Origin of the sequence: Ktedonobacter robiniae (assembly GCF_016587375.1) — a bacterium.
GTDB classification, from domain to species: Bacteria; Chloroflexota; Ktedonobacteria; order Ktedonobacterales; family Ktedonobacteraceae; genus Ktedonobacter; species Ktedonobacter robiniae.
The window spans coordinates 4,323,074-4,342,677 of sequence record NZ_BNJG01000001.1 but is presented as its reverse complement, the minus strand read 5'-3'; the positions used below and the strand labels follow the sequence as shown (position 1 = coordinate 4,342,677).

The window sequence follows — 19,604 nt, the reverse complement described above, 5'->3', positions numbered from 1 at the left end:
TTTTATTCTTAAGGATTAGAATGCGCTATGCCTGGATCAAATTACAACAATAGGCAACGTCGCCTCATCTCATTGCCTCTACGTATCTCGCTAGGATTGGTGCTCGCCACGATTCTTCCGCTTGTCATCACCTTATTTGTAATCGAATGGCGTACCCAACCGATTCTATCAGATCAGGCTAATAAAGCCATGCAGAGCGATGCCCAAACACGTGTCCAACTGATCGATACCTATTTCAAGGAGCGTGTGCTCGACGCAAAAACCATCACCCAGGTTCCCACCGTCCAACAATATCTCCTCACACCACCCACCGATCCAACCTATGCGGATCAAACCAAGCACACCATCTTCGCGTTGGCTGCTGGTATGTATCGCGATCCAAACTACACTACCTGGCAGTTGTATGATCGTCAGGGCAAACTTCGCCTGGCCTATCCTACAACACAAAAACCAGCCCTTCACGGAAACATCCTCGTTCCACAACGCTACCAGGACACGGTATTTACTAATCAAACCATCATTTCAACGGTTTACTATAATCCAGATCAGCAAAAAGCTACAGTAGATATTTACTCGCCAGTCGCGGCTCTCACTCCAGAAGGCAAACCAACCAATACACTCATTGGCTTCATTCGCGTCACCCTGGACCTGGATTATATCTGGGGTATTGTAAAGGGTGATACGCAAAATGGAAAAAATAGCTACGCCTTTATCCTGAATGAAGATGGCGTGCGCATCGCAGATACCGAGCAAAATCGTATCTTTAAAGCTGTACAGGACCTACCGTCAGACGTACAACAACAAGTCAGTGATGAGCAGCGCTACGGTCCTAACGGTATTCCAGTGAAAAAAGATGCAACGCTCGCCCAACACCTGAAAGATACGAAATCGCCAGTTTCTTATCAAACGCAACCTGCCGAGCAAAATGAGAGCTATCAGATCGTACAAGCCAACGTTGGCAATGTCCCCTGGAAATACTATGTGCTCAGCCCACTCAGCACGGTCAATGCAGTCGCACAACAGCAGCTTGAAGTGACGCTACTTGTGGCCCTCATCATGTCCGGTCTTGTCGCTATCATTGGTCTTGTGGCTGGCCGCAGCCTGACCCGGCCGATCCTGCAAGCGGTCAATGCCCTGCGTGATAGCAGCGATGCCCTGAACAGCCTGGCATCGCGTCAGCGTGATGCCTCGACCGAGCAGATGTGGGTGGTTGAGTCTTCACAGATCGGCCTGCAATCCGTTCAGTACTACACCGAGGCCATTAACTCAGCCGCGGCCCAGCTCGCAGCAGTGGGCAAAAACCTTGGCCAGAATATAAACCAGCTTGATAGACAGAAGCTCCTGCAAGCTGTCGAGCATGTGCAAAATGGGGCCAAGTATATCGAGAATGCCGCGCAGTATCAGAACGAGAGCAATAAAAAGCTAGCAACCGCGCTCAAAGTTACTAACCAGGTGACCGAGCAGCTTGCTTCTGGCGCCACCTCGGCAACCGATGCTGCAGCCCAGCTGGAAGAGGTTGTCGATCAGCTTCGCGCAGTAGTGGGGTAAGAGATAGTATGGTGCATCATGGCAACCTCAGGTTGCCATGATGCACCATACTATCTAAGTGGTATGTATTGAACGACTTTATTCGCCGTAGGGTACCCAGATGTTCTTCACCTGGACTGAGGCTCGCAAGAACTCTTCGCCCTCGCCCTGGATGGGGTCCAGCCAGTCCCGCTGCCGCCCATAGTTGACCCAGGTACGCTTCATGTTGCTCGCCGAACCCTCCTCTACCATCTTTGCACCTCTGGCAGAACCAAAGTACCAGAGTGCATCGACATCCTCATGCTCGGCCAGAACTTTGGCTAATCCCTCGCGCTCGCCTGTCACAATATTGACGACCCCGGCGGGCAGATCCGATGTCTCAAAGATCTGATAGCAGTCCGTAGCGCTAAGAGGCGCCGTTGGTGAGGGAATGGCAACTACTGTATTCCCCATGGCAATCACTGGCGCCACCAGCGAGATGAAGCCCAGTAAAGGGTATTCGTCGGGTGCCACGACGCCTATAACCCCGATAGGTTCGTGCATCGCCAGCGTCACGCCACGCATGGGCGGGCGGTGAATCACTCCTTCAAACTTATCCGTCCAGGCCGCGTAGCTAAACAGGCGTGAGAGCGTGGTATGCACCTCTTGCAGCGCCTCTTTTCGCCCCCGACCCGTTTGCTGCATAATGCGCCGCGCGAACTCTTCTTCGCGTACAGCCAGGTTCTCGGCGATATAGTACAGGATTTGCGCCCGGTTGTGAGGAGTAGCGTTCGCCCATTTACTCGCGGCATGCGCCGCCTCTACAGCGTTACGAATATCCTTGCGATTTCCCTCACCAACTTCCCCAAGCGGCTTGCCATCAGCGCCCTTGACGCTCAGGCTATACCCCGAGTCTGGACGCACCTGCTTGCCACCGATAAACAGCTTGGGCGTGCGATCAATGGCGGGAAGAGCGAACTCCGCCTCTTCTGATGTATTCGCGACTTCCTCGTTTTCGGTGACACCTTGTGGCCTGGTGCGCGGAGATTTCTCGGGAACCTGGCTTGCCTCCCAACTGGGATGCACATACTCATACAGGCCCTCTTTACCACCCTCACGACCATAGCCGCTCTCCCGATAGCCGCCAAAGCCACTGGAGGCATCGAAGACGTTGGTGCAGTTGATCCAGACGCTTCCAGCCTGAATTTTTGGCGCGGTATCCAGGGCCAGGTTGATATTATCGCTCCAGATGCTTGCTGCCAGGCCATAGCGTGTGTTATTAGCTAGCTGGGCCGCCTCAGCAGGCGTACGGAAGGTCATGGCAACCAGGACCGGGCCGAAGATCTCGACCTGGGCAATGCTGGAAGCTGGAGAGACATTGGTGAAGAGCGTGGGCGGGAAGAACGAGCCTTCGTTTGGACAAGCCCAGGAGGGCTGCCATTTCTCGGCTCCCTCGGCCTCGCCCTGCGCGACCAGGCGCTCGATCTCCTGCAACTGCGAAGGCGAGACAATCGCGCCAATATCGATACCCTTGTCCAGCGGATCACCCACACGCAGCCTTTCCATACGTGCGCGTAGCTTATTAAGCAGGCGCTCTGCGACGTTCTCCTGCACCAGCAGGCGCGATCCCGCGCAACAGACCTGGCCCTGGTTAAACCAGATGGCGTCTACCACGCCCTCGACGACGCTATCCAGGTCAGCGTCATCAAAGACGATAAAGGGGGATTTTCCACCCAGTTCAAGCGATAGCTTCTTCCCCGAGCCAGCCGTCGAGCGGCGGATGCTGCGCCCCACCTCGGTTGAACCCGTAAAGGCAATTTTGTTGACGTCAGGATGCTTCACCAGTGCATCGCCTACCTGCGACGCCTCGCCAGTGACAATATTAATCACGCCCGCCGGCAGACCAGCCTCCTGCACGATCTCAGCGAACTTGAGGGCCGTCAGAGGAGTATAGCGCGCTGGCTTTAAGACCACCGTATTGCCCATAGCAATGGCTGGAGCAATCTTCCAGGCCAGCATTAAGAGAGGAAAGTTCCAGGGAATGATCTGTCCCACAACTCCTACAGGCTCATAACCCGGCAGCTCTCGCTTCATCAACTGCGCCCAGCCAGCGTGATAATAGAAGTGGCGTGCCACCAGAGGGATGTCAATATCGCGCGTCTCGCGGATAGATTTCCCGTTGTCCAGCGACTCCAGGACCGATAGGAAGCGCGCATGCTTCTGAATCTGGCGCGCCAGGGCATACATATAGCGCGCACGTACATGATCTGGGGTCTTGCTCCATGTTTTGAACGCTTTACGCGCCGCGGATACTGCGGCATCCACGTCGGCACTACTGGCGGAGGCAACCTGCACCAAGGCCTTGCCATTGGCAGGGTTCGTGCTCTCCATGTATTGCCCACTTGCTGGCTCGATCCACTGGTTCTCAATAAACAGCCCGAAGCGCTCATGCTCCTTGAGCCAGGTCTGGACAGTGTTGGCAGCCTCTGGCGCGGGACCGTACTCCATTGTCTCAAATAATTCCATTACATTCATGCCTACAACTCCCCCGGATCTAAACCATTGGATTATGGTGCGCCGCCGCGTAGCGTCCGCTCACAAAATGTTCAATCTGTCTCTCGATATCTGAAAGCAGGCCACTGGCTCCAATACGGAAGAGTGAATTGTTTAACCACTCATTGCCCAGTTCCTCTTTCATCAAGATCAGCCAATCCAGCGAGGATTTCGCGCTGCGAATACCGCCCGCCGGCTTAAAGCCAACCTTGTAGCCTGTCTCTTCATGATAATCGCGAATGGCGCGTGTCATGACCAGGCCCACTGGTAGGATGGCGTTCACCGGCTCTTTCCCGGTCGAGGTTTTGATAAAATCAGCCCCTGCCATCATACAGACCAGGCTTGCCATCGCGATGTTACGCAGCGTTGCTAGCTCATGGGTTGCCAGGATGGTCTTCATATGCGCATCTCCACACGCCTCGCGGAAGGCCTTGACCTCGTCATAAAGGGCCTGCCAGTTTCCCGTGAGTACGTGGGCGCGCGAAATGACAATATCGATCTCTTTTGCTCCAGCCTGTACAGAAGCCTGGATCTCGCGCAGCTTCAAGTCAAAGGGATTCTGACCTGCGGGAAAGCCCGTTGATACGGCGGCGACGGGAATATTCGTCCCGGCTAGCGCCTCGACCGCCACGGGTACCAGGTTGTGATAGACGCATACCGCCCCCGTTTGCAGGTGTGGCACACCCAACGCGTCAAGCAGTTCCTGGCGTACAGGTTGCCTGGCCTTGGCGCAGAGCCGCTTGACATTGCCCGGCGTATCATCGCCCGCTAATGTGGTTAGATCAATACAAGTAATCGCCCGCAGAAGCCAGGCTGCCTGCCACTCCTTTTTGACTGAACGCCGTGTGGGAATAGTGACAGCGCGGCGCTCAACGGCGCTACGGTTAACATGTACGCGATGAATCCAATCCAGGTCCAGGGGCATACCTGGATTACGCTCCAGGACCTCATGCGGCACCGGTGCACTAGTCTTCTCTGATTGTATTTTTGACTTTGTCGTAGTCATGCAGAATGTCCTTGCACTAATATCAGCAATTTTAGGCACACATAGAGGAAGTATTTCTTCGAACTTCTCTTTATGTCTACCTAATACAAAATACTTGACATATTCGGCTTTTCCTTGTTATACTCTTCCCGCCAATAGAGGATGGATGTGGGAAGCGATTGTTGTGCTACCAGACTATTCCTTCGATCCGTCTGAGGATCCTGCAATAATTATAACGCCAACAGTACCGGACACAACAGTCCACTATTCTACTCTATTTGGCAACATTCGTACACTCGATGGTGGTAAAGTAGGCCTTTTCGCGGTACAATAGACAGTAAGGCACACATAACGGCTGTCATACGGCTTTCCTGTGCCAGGCGATCAGATATCACACACATAACATTGGTGGATGGTTAGTTGGATCTGGTGGAGGATATGTTATGGTGAATCAAACACTTACCTGCCTGGTCACGTTGCATGGTATTGGCTTTCAACACCCCCCGCAAGGCCAAACACCAGGCTATGCAGACAGACTACATGCCAACTTACGTAGATACCTTGACTCAAACCAGCTCAGCGCAGACCCCCTTTATCGTCCAGACACGCCCTCCAGTTCTCATGGTCCCATCTATGTCCAGAGTTGCTGGCCGGCTGGCAGCCATCGCCGGGAGGCTGGATTAGCACGTTTAGGTGTCTGGGTACGTGATAGCCCGCACCAGATTGATACCTCCCAGGCCCCTTTGAGCAATGGCAAGGGTTCTATTGTACACATCGCGCTTGTCTACTCAGACATCGAAGAGAATAGAGGACACCTGGTTCCCACGCTCAATGCGAGCACGATGCTGCTCTCCTCGCTCTTTAACTACATCTCACCCCTGGGAGTCGCACGCTTTCTCAAAAGAGTTGTTCCTCCCCTCTTCTCCACGCCCAAGGCGCCTCCTCACGCCTCGTTGCTCGGAACCTATCCTTCACTCAGAACCAATAAGGAGCAAACAGGCCGATTCGCAATTCTGCAACAATTGCAAACCGATGTGGCAGCTTATGTCAGTACGAACGAGCAGCGCGAACGCATTCGCAGCTTCGTTCTTGACGCCCTCTTACGCCTGGCCAGTCGCGACGATGTTGGGCGCATCATTCTCAACGCTCATAGCAATGGCACAGTCATTGCCTTCGATGTGCTTCGCCTCCTGCCGCAGTACGCAAGGGAAAAGATTGCTGGCTTGATCACAGCGGGTAGCCCCCTCCGCAAATATGTCACTTTTTTCCGCTGGGGCCGTGACATCGAGTGCGATTTCCCCATAGCGCACTGGCTCAACTTCTGGGACAATCATGATCCTGTCGCCGATCCCCTGGCGCCCCCTCTTTCCTGGCGGAGAGAGACGCCTATTCCTAAGCATGGGGATCACCTCTTTGTCCATATCGACCCCTACACTGGTCATGACCGCACTATGGATATTTATGATATCCAGGTCGATAATCTGCGCTTTAGCTCACCGGGCAGCCTACAAGCCCATAACTATTGGGACAATGAACGCCAGTTTATTCTCCCATTAACCAAACTGCTCCTCACCCCGCTCCTATAGATAGAATTAACAGGGTGTGTGGAATGCGCTGTGACAGCCACAGGCTGTCACAGCGCATTCCACACACCCTGTTAATTCTATCGCCACGCATCGAGCCAGCCTGCCCAGATGGGGAGATGGTCATCAAACGTGCGTAGGAGCTTTAGCGTCATGCTCGTCTCGCGCATACCCAGGTCCCGCTCCTCTTCGCGCTCAACAGATTCTCCCAGTGAGCGCCGCATATTGAAAAGCAACCAGCCCAGCCAGGTTCCCATCAAGCCATGCAACGCGACCTCGCTTTTATCACGAATTGCACCACCCACCTGACGGTAAGCTTCTATAACCGCGTCAAAGCTCTCTTTACGCACATCACCAACAACAAGCCCACTCCAGGAGAGAGCCGCTCCAACCAGTTCAAGCGTCGGATTTATCAGGCCAGCCGCCTCCCAGTCAATGACATAAGGCGTCTGGTCATCCCGCCACAACACGTTTTTCTGGTCCAGGTCGCGATGACTCACGATCTGGTGCCGCCCCAATTGCTGGCCCGCCACCTCATACAAACGACTCCAGGTCAGTAAGCGAGGTAGCATTGAGCGCGCGATGTAGGCCCAATCCAGATTCTGCGAGGCCGCGTGGAAGGTTAGCATATCCCACACCTCCTCGTCAAAGCTCCGCCACTCCTCATCCTCCACACCCAGCATGCTCATCTTCACGCTATGCATCTGCCCAAGCAGGTGCCCCATCTGGCACGCCTGCCCCGGCTCGCTTGCTTCTGAAGCAAGTGCCTTGCCCTCGCACCAGTCATAGACGAGATAGGAGGCTCCCTCTACCTCATAGAGGGGATCGCCCTCCCGTTGGAGTGCAACGATGGCAGGCACCCCATGCCCGTGCATCTCCAGGGCAATACGCTCTGAGGTACGATAAGCCTCCCCAATCCCTGGCTTGCGCATAATGGCAGGATTGAGTTGCTTTACCGCGTATCTCCCACGCATTGTATCCAGGCGCCACATCTGGTGCAATAGTCCACCCTGCACCGCTTGTGGCCGGGTGGACAACTCGCCTAGCTCATAAGCTACACAGAGCATTTGAGCATGATTTCTCTTCATACAATCCTTCTTAAAGACACATTCCACGCGACTTAAGCGAGGAATAGTGCTTTCTGCTGCTGGTGATAGGGCGCAAGCGCAGCATTGGCCTCCACAATGGTCTGCAAGCGCTCAGCCAGTTCAGCTAACTGTTCGCCAGGGAGCGTCAGGATAACTTCCTCTGGCGTCAGTTCGATATATGTACGCGCCCCCACACATCCAAAGCTCAATGAGACCTCCCCAGTCTGCAAAGTACGCGGAATAACTCCACAGGTTGGGCGACCAAAGGCACTCTGTCCCCCCTGGAGCCAGTTGACCTGTCCCATGGCCTCAGCCACCAGCATGGCCTGTTGCGTATTCATGCGACAGAGGACGACATCCGGGTCCAGAGGCAACTGGTCCAGGCGACCATACACAATATACTGGTGCGGCTTCTGCACTGTGGGCAGCGCACTTACTTCGGCCGGCGAGAAATACTTTACGCTGGCCATCGTCTCTACAAGCGCCTGCGCCCGTTCCTGGTCGGAGGCTGGCATCTGAAAACCCATGGTCATCATCCCAATGGGGCACTCCTGGTGATCCTCCGCTCCCGCGTAGAAGACGCCCTGTTCCGCCAGGCGCCAGAAGGTACAGGCAGAGGGGACGCGTTTCGCGACATGGGCGACATCCGTAGGAATTTGTTCGACAAACGCCAATCCGATAGGCTCGTGCAGTAAATGCAGATTCTCTTTCAACTGCTGCACCACTTGATCTTTCAAGATGCAATCCTTTCGCTTCAATCAAGAAACACACCATCAAGCATACGCGAGAGCGAAATGCAGGGTTCACGTTGCCGGAGAGGTAGAGACGTACTCCCCCTCAACCTCTGCTAGTGTATCACATATTCCAGTAACGAAAACCTGCATATAATGGCTTAAACGGTGCTGTTACCTATCTACAACGTTTGCTTCCACATAGCTCTATTGAACTTTATATTTTGAAGCTAGCACTTTGACCCAGTTGCGTTGCTTCTCACTTGGCGCGAACGTGTTTTTCTGCATCCGCTTCGCCATATCATCGATAAAGCGACGTTCCTGCTCGCTAATACGCCCACCGCCACGCGCCTGTGTCTCAAAAAAAGCCTTTACCGTCTGGACCTGGCGCCGCAACTGTGCCAGTTCACCTGTAGACATTCCCGATTTGGCCTCGGCAGTCTGTGTGGCTTCCCAGCGCTTAAAGGCTGCGGTATCGCCATTAAAGACGCCCAATCCTGCCAGTTCATCGGCGCGCTCATTCTGTGCGTGCCCGGCATGCCCACGCACCCATTCAAAGGTAGGCGGCTGCTTGCGATAGCTGAGTAGCTGACGATAGATCTGCCAGAGATCCGGGTTGGCCTTCATCTGAAAAATGCCTTGCGCAACCTTAATCGTATACTCGCTATCACTGTAGATCTTCAGCGGCAACGTAGGAGGCGCAATGGAGAGCACCGCCAGCACAGCCGAGATCTCGGCACGATTATTCGTGGTAGTCGGCGCCTTGGGGATATGCCCATAACACTCCAGACACGCAGCCCCCTGGGCCATAATGCCATTGTTACTGTCAACCGCTGCCCACAACAACGCGCTCCAGCCCGCGGGACCACCCGGATTCTTGATACACGCTCCATCAGTAAAAGCCACGATTCCACGCGCATCTAACTTCGGCAAGGCCTTACGCGCATCCAGATCGATGCTGGCCTTGAGAACTGAATCCCATTCGAGTGATTGATTTCCAATATCCATTGTACTCAACTTTTATCCCTTTCCTTAGAGAAAGAACCTGAGCCTATTTTACACTGTTCGGACAGATTTCTCAGCGTCTGCGACGCTTCGCAGAGGTATGGGCTATGGTGGAAAAATGCTGCGGGCATTTTTCCACCATAGCCCATAGAGTGGTTCTTTAAACCGCTCTTGGCACGCCCTACTCTCTCTATACACTGGCAAAATCCAAAAGCGGAAAGGGATGTGTAGTATTTCAAATGCAAATGTTCCTGTTCGCAAGGACAGCAAGCGGCGAGGCCCTTAGTTGGACCTCGCCGCGTTTATTCTACACTATACTATTCAGTTGCCAGGGCTAGATGAGGGCTTTCACCGCTTGCACAATGTGGTGCGCGCTGATGCCAGCCTCTTCCAACAGTTCCGCAGGGGTGCCGGAGCCGGGCATGCTCTGGACCGCCAGTTTCACGACCTGGGGCATGGGGCCATCACGCTGGGTGAAAACCTCGGTCACGGCATCGCCCAGGCCGCCCTCGGGCCAGTGATCTTCAACCGTCACGATCTTATTGCCTGCCTCTTCCGCCGCCGCCAGGATGGTCTCTTCGTCAATTGGCTTGACGGAGTAGGCATCGATGATACGAGCGTGAATATTCTCGCCCTTCAGTTGCTCATAGGCCTTCAAGGCTTCGTGCAGGGTGATACCTGCCGCGACCACGGTCACTTTATCCTGAGCCGACTGCTTAACGACTTTGCTGCCACCAACGGTGAATTTCTCGTCTGGAGCATAGAGAACTGGGGTCTTCTCACGCGTACTACGCAGGTAGACAATGCCATCATGCTTCGCCATCTCTGCGACCAGTTGTGCTGCCTGGTTGGGGTCAGATGGATACAAGACCGTGCTGCCAAAGACGGCGCGCATCATCGCCAGGTCCTCAAGGGCCATCTGCGAAGGTCCATCTTCGCCAATAGAGACACCAGCATGCGAGCCGCACAGGCGGATGTTCGCCCGCGAGATAGCCCCCATGCGGATAAAGTCATAGGCACGCGAGAAGAAGGCCGCAAAGGTTGAAGCAAAGGGGATATAGTGCCGCACCTGCATGCCAATCGCGGTCGCCACCAGTTGCTGCTCCGCGATGAACTGCTCAAAGAAGCGCTCTGGGAAGGCCTTGGCGAACTCTTGCGCATAGGTAGAGTTGCTGACCTCACCATCCATAGCCACTACATGTCCATCGGCGTCACCAAGCGCCTTCAGGGCGTCGCCATAGGCCTTACGCGTCGCCTCGGAAGATCCTACTTCGTAGCGCGGCAGGTCGACAGCTTTGGCCGGGGGAATGGAGGCGGGCTGGAGGTTCTCGGGCTTCTGTACTGAGAAGGTCATGCTCCGCGCTGGACGATGTAGTTCTTGCAAGGCCTCATCTTCTTTATCCTTGGGAACGGGCTTGCCATGCCAGCCCTCCTTGTTCTCAAGAAAGGAGACGCCCTTGCCCTTCTTGGTTTTGGCGATGATCATCGTAGGCCTGCCTTCGGTCTGAAGCGCCTCGGCATAGGCCTGGTTGATCTGCTCATAGTCGTGGCCATCAATTTCGATGGCATGCCAGCCAAAAGCCTGCGCACGGGCCGCGTAGGCCGCTGTATTCCAGCCCAGCTCGGTCTCACCACGCTGGCCCAGACGATTGCAGTCCAGAATAGCAATCAGGTGATCCGTCTTATAGAAGCCAGCCTTGTCGCAGGCTTCCCAGATAGAGCCTTCGGCCATTTCACTATCGCCAAGCACCACCCAGACATGGTAGGGTAACTTATCCAGGTACTTACCCGCCATCGCCACGCCAACGCCAATCGGCAAACCCTGCCCAAGCGAGCCAGTCGCGACGTCGACATACGGCAGAGCGGGGGTGGGATGCCCCTCCAGGCGACTACCAAACTTACGCAGCGTCATCAATTCTGCGTCATCAATCGCGCCTGCCGCCTTATACATCGAGTAGAGCAAGGGCGCGGCATGCCCCTTGGAGAAGATCAGGTGATCATTGTTGGGATGTTTTGGATTGTCAAAGTCATACCGCAAATAGCTGATCATCAACACGGCCATCAGATCAGCCGCTGACATGGAAGAGGTGGGATGCCCCGAACCAGCAGTCGTCGTGCAACGGATACTGTCCACACGTAATTGCTGAGCGAGGTTTGTCCACTGCTGAATCTGCGGTTGCGTTTGCGTCGTTGTCATACAAGCTCCTCGTCATATCTATGCGAAACTACTTTCAATACGTTGACGCGCTCGGCTCCCCTGTGTATTGTAGGAGATGAAGTTCCAGAAGGGCAAGCTGATGCTTGCACAGACGGCATTTGCCATCTATATCTAGCATACCGACTGGACGAACGTTCTACGAGACGGGAATCAACCCCTTACCACATCGATAAACGCTGGATTAATCCAGATATCGCGTAAGGGGTTCCGTCTTTATCACGCTTGAAACCAGGATAGAGAGACAGCAGGCAGCAGACCTGAACTCGCTCAAGAGAAACGGCTATGAGATCACAGTCCCCGCAAAAGACTCGCCATTGAGCGCCTTCTCAACATTCGACAGATTGTTGGCTTTCATATACATCACACGCAAACTCAGTTCTGAGGCCAGCTTGGAGGCAATGGGGTCAAAAGGAGCGCTCGCGCCAGGAACCCAGGTATCACCTATCATGGAGCGATAATCTCTCCAGGAGATCTCTTCAATGGGTTTGGCTTCGGAATTCTGGCGTGGATCACTATCGTAAATATAATCTGTATTGCTCAGTTTAAGGATGGAGGCGATGTTGTAATCCTGAGCTAACACAGTCGCGACATAATCTGTCGACCAGCCAGGCTTCCACCCGGCGGCGATGACGATAGGCTTGTCTGGCTTAAGAATCAGGCTATAGTCCTTGATGATGGCGGGATGCGCCAGATCTTTAAAGACCGTGCGAAAGAGTTGCGCGTTCAGGCGCGTGGCATGTACACCCAGCCAATCCAGGTCCTCATTATCAAGCGCGTGACCAGTAATGACCGCACCAGCGTCGCGATAGTTGCGCGCTAGCTTTCCCCCACCCACAAAGATAAAAAAGCGTCGCTGATATTCCTGCACCTGCTTGCGAATAAACAAGTTAAACTCTTTTAAGAACTCGACGTTGACGCCGCCATTGGGAACAATCATTGAACCACCCAACTTGATAACGTGTGCTTCTTTATATTCAGGTGCCATGTGTAATTTTCCTCTGCATACTTCTTCTCCGAAAACCCTGAGCGCGCGTGTCCCCAAATGGGGGAAGCGCTAGACACGCAAGTGGCGCTGCGCCCCCGAATGGGGGTTGGGGTTCGGAATAAGATCATACTTCTTTGTGCGTATTCACTGGGTCATACGCCGCGGTGATTATATCACAAAAACTATGCCCACTGGCATAGCACGTGGGCATAGGGCATTCCATCTTGAGTATAGGTGAGGCAGCCAAGTTTGGGAGGGCCAGGCAGCACAAAATCAAATCTTTCTACCCCGGCCATCAATTCCTATAAGCGTGGATCGACTGGCTCGCTCTCCAGGGCCAGAACCCCAAAGACGCATTCATGCACGCCCCGCAGCGGCTGCAATTTGACAAAGCGCTCCAGCGCCTCCACGCCAAGGGCGAATTCGCGCAAAGCCATTGAACGCTTAGCTGACAGACCACGTTTCCGCAAACGCTCCAGGTACTCTGGTTCGCTATACTCTGGCCCGTAAATGATACGCAGGTACTCCGGGCCGCGGCTCTTGATCGCGGGCTGCACCAGGCCGTGTTTCCCCTGGGCAATAAAGTTGATTGGTTTGACGACCATACCCTCACCACCACGTCCCGTCAACTCTAACCACCAGTCAATGCCTGTCTGGATGCTAGCCTCATTCGTGAGGTCCACGACCTGGTACGCCGTTGCCAGCAGGACCTGCTCATCCTGCGCGCAAATCTCGGCCAGCGTCTGCATATGCCAGGTATGCTCTCGCTCAAAGTAGGTCCGTCCCTCCGTTGCCAGAAGGTGGAAAGGGGCCAGTTTCAGGTCATCCAGCGAGGTAACGGGCCAGCAATAGCAACGATAGGCATCGACATAACGCCCTGCCAGGCGCTCGCGCTGCTCATAGCGCTTAAGCAGATCCCCAACCTCTACGCCCTGCTCAGCCGCCTGGCGGAGCGAGGAAACAGCATTGCCCAGCGAAGCACGCGAGGCCGCCCCAACCGCCGCGTATTGCTTCAGCAGTAGCGACTGCGCCTTGACAGACCAGGGCATCAACTCACAATCCAGGCAGACCCAGTCAGTCTCAAAGCGCGTCCAGAAGTTGGCACGCTCCAGTGCCGCGCGTAGGCGCTGCAATAGTTCTGCCTCCAGGGATGCATCTTCAAAGAAGCGTCGTCCCGTTCGCGTGTAGCAGATGCCGCTCCCCTCACCAATGACGCCAAAGCGTTGGCGTGCGACCTCTTCGTCTCGACAGACAATCACTACGGCGCGCGACCCCATGTGCTTCTCTTCGCAGATCACACGCTCAATGCCTTCCTCACGATAGTAGGCAAAGGCCTCTCTAGGATGCTCAAGGAAGCCCGGCTCGCGGCTCGTCTCCGCGGGTGACATGGTTGGCGGCAGATATAACAGCCACTTGGGATTGGCAGCGAAACGGCTCATGATCTCCAGGGCCGCGACGGCGTTCTCTTCACGAATAGCCACGGTCTGCTTGAGTCGGGTAGGGATATAGCGCTTCCCTGAGACATCTTCGATATCCAGCAGGTCGTCATGTTGCTGCTGCGCCGAGAGCTTGGACTCCGGCACCTGAAGCGGGCGCACCGGGTCACTATAGGCCTGGAGGGCGGATACCTCCACCAGTTCACGCTCAGGGTAGCGCAACGCAATGAGCTTGCCGCCAAAGACACAACCACCATCGATATTAATGGTGTTGTTCAGCCACTCGGCCTCGGGAACGGGAGTATGCCCATAGACAACGAGGGCCTGGCCGCGATACTCTGCCGCCCAGTTGTAGCGAACGGGGAGACCAAATTCGTCGGTTTCACCGGTCGTCTCGCCATACAGGGCGAACTCACGCACGGCTCGCGAGGTACGCCCATGCATCTCGGCCTTCAGACCTGCGTGCGCCACAACAAGCTTGCCATCGTCGAGCACATAGTGGCTGATCAGGCTATCCAGGAACTTCTTGACTCGCGCGTGAAACTCCGGCGCTTCCTTTTCCATCTGCTCTAGCGTCTCCGCCAGGCCATGCCGCACCTGGACGTTACGCCCATCCAGTTTGCGCCACAACTTGGCATCATGGTTGCCCGGCACACACAGCGCGCTCCCCTGCTCAACCATATCCATGACCAGGCGTAAGACCTCGGGCGTGGCCGGACCACGATCCACCAGGTCGCCAAGAAAGACAACCTTGCGCCCCTCGGGATGCGTGACGTGATAGGTCTTACCCTGCGCACCAACCTCGCTGGTCACCTGGTAGCCTAGCCGCTCCAGGAGCGTCTGTAGCTCCTCAAAGCAGCCATGCACATCGCCGATGATGTCCAAAGGACCATGCTCATCCTTGCGGTTGTTCCAGACACGCTCACACTCGATCTCGACGGACGCCACCTTCTCAGCGGAATCCAGAAAGTAGAGGTGATGAAAACCCTCGCGACGCAGCGAGCCAAACGAGCGACGCATCTCGTTGAGCTGACGGTGCACCACGTGTGGCCCAAACTGCCGGTCTGGACGCTGGCTGTTACGCTCATGACAGAACTTCTCGGGCAGGTTAAAGACGATGCCAACCGCCAGGGCATGGTACGCGCGCGCCAACTCAAAGAGGCGCTTACGATCCTCGGCTCTGACATTCGTTGCATCAATAACCGTCAATTTACCAAGGGCAAGGCGTTTGCCGGCAATATAGTAGAGCACATCAAAGGCGTCGCTCGAGATGGTCTGATCATTCTCGTCATCGGAGACCAGGCCGCGGCAGAAGTCAGATGAGATGGTTTCAGTTGGCTTAAAGTGAGTGTGCGCGAAGGTTGATTTTCCCGAGCCCGACGGCCCAATCAACACCACAAGACAAAACTCTGGAATGGTAATTTTCATTATATATATTGCAACCTCAGGCGGTAAAAGATCGTTTTTCAAAGATGCCCATCTGCGAGATCGCGCCGACCTCGGTCTCCTCGGAGCCAACAGGCTGGAAGCGGACGCTATAGCCAAAACGCTCGGCTACACCCTTACCCCAGGCCTCGAACTCCTGGCGCGTCCATTCAAAACGGTGATCTTTATGGCGGAAGGTACCGGCCTGCCAGGTCTCGAACTTGACGTTATACTCTGCATTGGGCGTGGTGATCACGACCAGGCCGGGTTGAGCATATTCAAAAAGCACGCGCTCGAAGGCGCTCAGGCGCGATATATCCAGGTGCTCAATGACCTCGACGACCGCTGCGGCATCATAGCCCTTCAGGCGCTTGTCGCTATAGGTGAGCGCGCTATGCACCAGGCTGATACGCTCGCGCTGGCGGGGCGCCATATGCTCAAAGTGCAGACGCCGCCGCGCAATGGCAAGCGAACGATACGAGACATCAAGGCCCAGGATATGCTCAAAGGACTTCTCTTTGAGCAGCAGACGCAACAGCTTGCCCTCACCACAACCCAGGTCGAGCACACGTTTGGCGCCACTCTGGCGTATAGTTTCAAAGGCCGCCTGCAAGCGCTGGTCATGGACTGAGACTTTCTTCTCGTCGCTTCCCTCTTGCTCCTCCGTGGTCCCAGCGGCCTCTTCCTCGTCGAGGACCTCTTCTTCTTCCTCAGAAACACTATCCTCGGCAACCAGGCGCGAGAGCGCATCGCGTGTAAGATCACGGCGATGCTTAAGATAGCGATAGGCGATCTGCTCACGCTCAGGATGCGTCTCTAACCAGCCTTTGCCGCGCGTCAGGAGCTTCTCGACCTCGTCATCCCCAATCCAGTAATGCTTGCTGTGATCGAGGACCGGAATCAGCACATAGAGGTGTGATAGGAGGTCGCTCAGGCGCTGCTGCCCCTCCAGGGTCACGGTATAGTAATGGCTCTGGCCCCACTCGCTAAACTGCTCATCAAGCGTATACGGCTCAATGGTCAAGCTATAGCCCAGCGGCTCAAATAAACGCCTGAGCCAACCCTCACCCGCGCGACAAGGAATCACCGAGAGCGTTGCTTTCAGCGGAATAGCCGTCTCTACCAATTCTGGTCGCTGCTTACAGCGCCCATTAAGGGCGGTACCAAAGACTTCGGAGAGCGCGACGCTCAGAAATGAGGAGGCCACATATGGGCGATCATTTACATACTGATCCAGCGATTGCCCCTTATCGCGTCCACGTACCAGTTGCACGGCGTCAATATCCAGCAGCAGCGCGGCGGTACATTGCTCTTCGCTTGCCTCAGGATAAAAGACATGCGCCTTCCCAAATTTGAGGGAGAAAGTCTGCGCGTGTGCGGGATTTTTGTGCAGCAGATATCCTAAATCTGTAGCAGGTTGATGGGTGGTTGTTAGTGTGAGTAGCATAGCACGTCTACATGTTCCAGCCTGTTCAGGCCTTTCTATGCGCACCGTCACGATTCAAGCTACAAACGAGCATATCCGCACGGAGGCATATATCGACAAATTTTGATTATTATACCAGGGGCTGAAACATGGTACAACCGCCTTGACAATGACATGCATCTAATCACACAATAAAAGAAGACAGGCTAGAGCAGAGGGAACACGTTTCATGGACTCTCTATCCAGGCATGGGCCAAAACGCCCACACTCAATCGTCAAACACTTCTGCCGCCAGTGTCAATGTTTGCACGCCCAGATAGCAGGCGCGATAACCGGCGACCTGGCATATGAGGAGCGCTCCGCCCTGGCGCTCCGCCTTCTGCTGCGCCTGGCAACACTCTATTTTCTGCAAAAGGCGGACTTCCTGGAGGCAGATCCCGATTATATGCGCCACAGCCTGGAGCAGCACCAGGAGCACCATGATGAGTCAGATACCTATTACTCGCAGTATTTCCTCCCGCTGCTGGCAGCACTTCTTGATGAGCCATCACAAGACGCGCGGTTTCATGCCCTTCCCCATCTTCCTCTCCCACTCTTTCGCCTTTCTCCCCTGGAATATACAGACAGGCCTGCTAGCTTGCCTGATAGCGCCTTCCAGGCTGCCTACGGTCTCTTTGACACCTATACATGGCAGATTGCCAGGCAACCGTCCGACACACAAAGCCTCACGCCTGTTGCGCTGTCCTGCCTGTACGAGCAGCACCTCAACCAGAAGAAGATGGGGGCCTACTATACCAGCGAGGATATAACCTACTATATGGCCTGCAATACGCTTATCCCTTATCTCTTAGACACTCTCGCAAAACGTATCTCACCTTCCGCTCTTCACGCTATGCTGGCGCTCCCCCTGAGCCACTTCACTCCTTCGCGTTACCTGCCAGCAGCACTCCAGGAGCCAAACTTTCTCCCCCTGGAAACAGCTTTTGAACATACCATGCGCCACACACGCCTCGCACAGTTGAAAGCCCACTTCGAACACGAAGGTATCGCAACGCCCATGGAACTTGTCACCAGTAACCTGGATGCGCGCCAATTTCTGCTGGATGCCCTTACGCTGTGTGAGGATGTTGAGACCCTTCTGGCCTTCTACGATACCCTTGAGCAGATAAGCGTCCTCGATCCTACCTGTGGCTGTGGGGCCTTTCTCTGCACCGCCCTTGATCTCCTCCAGGTACTCTATAGCGCCTGCCTGCAACGCCTATGCTCCTTCACAACCCACCCACGCTGCCAGGAGCTTCGCGCCTCTGTGGCCAGTTCGCCCGGCAGGGACTATTTCGTGCTACACGCCATCCTTACTCATAACCTGTATGGCATTGATCTTTTAGAGGAGGCAACAACTATCTGTCAGCACCAGCTTTTACTGGCACTGCTAGCGTGCGCGCCTCCCTCCGCTCGCCAGCCGCTCTCGCCCAACTTAGAAGAGCATATTTGTTCTGGCGATATCCTCTCTGATACCATGCCCGCCATCTCCTGGCCCACATTCTTTCCTCAGGTTATGGCACGTGGCGGCTTTGATATCGTTCTCGGCAACCCGCCTTACCTGGAGCTACAACGTGCTCCGGCCAGCCTGCTTGATCAACCTCCACGCTCCAGGACGCCGACATATGGAAATCTCTACGCAGAGGTACTCCTACGCGCCTTACAGATCAGCCACGCCGATCAGAGCTATCTTGGTTTGCTTGTCCCCTTGAGTCTCTGTGGCAGTCCACGCTTCGCCTCGCTCCGCGCCCTGTTACGCCAATCCTCCGCCACACTCTGGCTCGCGCATTTTGAGATCTTTCCCTGCCGCCTCTTTGAGGGCGCCTTTCAGCGTCTTACCCTGCTCCTCGCGCGACGCGACACATCAACATCCGCCGCGCGCCAAACTTATAGCACCCGCATCCAGCGCTGGTATGCCTCTGAACGCCCCCAACTCATTGAGCTGATTCACTATACGCCCCTGGATAGCGCGCCAGCCACCACGACCTTTCTGAAGTTGGCCGCGCCTCCTCATGCCCAGATTTTGCATACATTGGCGCGTCTCCTCAACCAGGTGGCGCTTGGCTCACTGCTGGCACCTGGCTGTACGCCCTACTTTGTGTATTACCAGGAGGCAACCAACTACTGGACGAAGGCCGTCTGCCATATTCCCTTCTACAAAAAGAATGGGGTGCTTATGACACCTCCGCATGGCCGCTTCCTCTACTTCTCCTCTGAGCCACTGGCACGCGTGGTTATGGCTGTGATGAATAGTTCGCTCTTCTATACCTGGTTCGCGACCCACTCGGATGGCTTTCACCTGACACATACCCTGGTCAAGGCCTTCCCTTTGCCCCGCGACCTCCTCGATAGCGCTCAGCTCCAGGAGCTCGCCCTTGCGCTGGAACACGATATTCTCCGCCATGCACACTACAGTACTCGCCATACACGCGAGAATGTACAACATACGCATGCGGGCCTGCGTATTGAGCTGATGGAATACATGCTCTCCCGCTCACGCCCCTTACTTGATCAGATCGATACGCTTCTGGCCGAGTTCTATGGCTTTACGGCAGAAGAGCTATCATTCCTCCTGCACTATGATCAGAAATATCGCGCCGCCCACGACGAAGTATAGCCGGTCC

The 19,604-nt window shown here is 55.1% G+C and carries 12 protein-coding genes; 3 read left to right on the top strand and 9 right to left on the bottom strand.

All coding sequences use genetic code 11. The features are described from left to right. The first annotated feature begins 27 nt into the window (after positions 1–27). Positions 28–1,548 carry a PDC sensor domain-containing protein gene (locus tag JMJ04_RS18075; protein WP_201371839.1) on the top strand — a complete coding sequence of 507 codons (1,521 nt, stop codon included), beginning with the start codon at positions 28–30 and terminating at the stop codon, positions 1,546–1,548. Between the two features lie 78 nt (positions 1,549–1,626). Here the strand turns inward: JMJ04_RS18075 and JMJ04_RS18070 are convergent, their stop codons facing one another. After that, positions 1,627–4,041 carry an aldehyde dehydrogenase family protein gene (locus JMJ04_RS18070; RefSeq protein ID WP_201371838.1) on the bottom strand — a complete coding sequence of 805 codons (2,415 nt, stop codon included), beginning with the start codon at positions 4,039–4,041 and terminating at the stop codon, positions 1,627–1,629. Between the two features lie 19 nt (positions 4,042–4,060). Beyond that, a complete protein-coding gene (deoC, locus tag JMJ04_RS18065) occupies positions 4,061–5,065 on the bottom strand; it encodes a deoxyribose-phosphate aldolase (protein WP_201371837.1) in 1,005 nt (334 codons plus the stop codon). Between the two features lie 422 nt (positions 5,066–5,487). On the opposite strand from deoC, the gene JMJ04_RS18060 reads away from it, so the two are divergent. Beyond that, positions 5,488–6,630 (top strand): hypothetical protein, encoded by a 1,143-nt coding sequence (locus tag JMJ04_RS18060; protein ID WP_201371836.1) that lies wholly within the window; start codon positions 5,488–5,490, stop codon positions 6,628–6,630. A 77-nt stretch (positions 6,631–6,707) separates the two neighbouring features. Here JMJ04_RS18060 and JMJ04_RS18055 read toward each other — a convergent pair whose 3' ends face one another. From JMJ04_RS18055 to JMJ04_RS18025, 7 genes are all read right to left on the bottom strand, one after another. Next, positions 6,708–7,715, bottom strand: a complete 1,008-nt coding sequence (locus JMJ04_RS18055) for a phosphotransferase (RefSeq protein WP_201371835.1) — start codon at positions 7,713–7,715, stop codon at positions 6,708–6,710. Positions 7,716–7,747: 32 nt separating this feature from the next. After that, on the bottom strand, positions 7,748–8,452 hold the full coding sequence (locus tag JMJ04_RS18050) for a DUF169 domain-containing protein (protein WP_201371834.1): 705 nt from the start codon (positions 8,450–8,452) through the stop codon (positions 7,748–7,750). 201 nt (positions 8,453–8,653) lie between these two features. Beyond that, positions 8,654–9,454, bottom strand: coding sequence for a ribonuclease H family protein (locus JMJ04_RS18045; RefSeq protein WP_236038173.1), 801 nt, complete (start codon positions 9,452–9,454; stop codon positions 8,654–8,656). Positions 9,455–9,785: 331 nt separating this feature from the next. Next, entirely contained in the window at positions 9,786–11,648 is a 1,863-nt protein-coding gene (locus JMJ04_RS18040; protein WP_201371832.1) for a transketolase, read from the bottom strand. A 301-nt stretch (positions 11,649–11,949) separates the two neighbouring features. After that, entirely contained in the window at positions 11,950–12,654 is a 705-nt protein-coding gene (gene pyrH, locus JMJ04_RS18035) for a UMP kinase (protein WP_201371831.1), read from the bottom strand. A 302-nt stretch (positions 12,655–12,956) separates the two neighbouring features. After that, entirely contained in the window at positions 12,957–15,518 is a 2,562-nt protein-coding gene (locus JMJ04_RS18030) for a polynucleotide kinase-phosphatase (RefSeq protein ID WP_201371830.1), read from the bottom strand. Positions 15,519–15,534: 16 nt separating this feature from the next. Then, the gene (locus JMJ04_RS18025) at positions 15,535–16,962 is read right to left on the bottom strand and encodes a 3' terminal RNA ribose 2'-O-methyltransferase Hen1 (protein ID WP_201371829.1); all 1,428 of its coding nucleotides are present in this window, start codon (positions 16,960–16,962) and stop codon (positions 15,535–15,537) included. A 208-nt stretch (positions 16,963–17,170) separates the two neighbouring features. On the opposite strand from JMJ04_RS18025, the gene JMJ04_RS18020 reads away from it, so the two are divergent. Beyond that, entirely contained in the window at positions 17,171–19,597 is a 2,427-nt protein-coding gene (locus JMJ04_RS18020; RefSeq protein WP_201371828.1) for an Eco57I restriction-modification methylase domain-containing protein, read from the top strand. The last annotated feature ends 7 nt before the right edge of the window (positions 19,598–19,604 follow it).

Coding starts and splice junctions, on each gene's coding strand:
- JMJ04_RS18075 (WP_201371839.1), top strand. CDS start 28: ATGCCTGGATCAAATTACAACAATAGGCAACGTCGCCTCATCTCATTG.
- JMJ04_RS18070 (WP_201371838.1), bottom strand. CDS start 4,041: ATGAATGTAATGGAATTATTTGAGACAATGGAGTACGGTCCCGCGCCA.
- deoC (WP_201371837.1), bottom strand. CDS start 5,065: ATGACTACGACAAAGTCAAAAATACAATCAGAGAAGACTAGTGCACCG.
- JMJ04_RS18060 (WP_201371836.1), top strand. CDS start 5,488: ATGGTGAATCAAACACTTACCTGCCTGGTCACGTTGCATGGTATTGGC.
- JMJ04_RS18055 (WP_201371835.1), bottom strand. CDS start 7,715: ATGAAGAGAAATCATGCTCAAATGCTCTGTGTAGCTTATGAGCTAGGC.
- JMJ04_RS18045 (WP_236038173.1), bottom strand. CDS start 9,454: ATGGATATTGGAAATCAATCACTCGAATGGGATTCAGTTCTCAAGGCC.
- JMJ04_RS18040 (WP_201371832.1), bottom strand. CDS start 11,648: ATGACAACGACGCAAACGCAACCGCAGATTCAGCAGTGGACAAACCTC.
- pyrH (WP_201371831.1), bottom strand. CDS start 12,654: ATGGCACCTGAATATAAAGAAGCACACGTTATCAAGTTGGGTGGTTCA.
- JMJ04_RS18030 (WP_201371830.1), bottom strand. CDS start 15,518: ATGAAAATTACCATTCCAGAGTTTTGTCTTGTGGTGTTGATTGGGCCG.
- JMJ04_RS18025 (WP_201371829.1), bottom strand. CDS start 16,962: ATGCTACTCACACTAACAACCACCCATCAACCTGCTACAGATTTAGGA.
- JMJ04_RS18020 (WP_201371828.1), top strand. CDS start 17,171: ATGGACTCTCTATCCAGGCATGGGCCAAAACGCCCACACTCAATCGTC.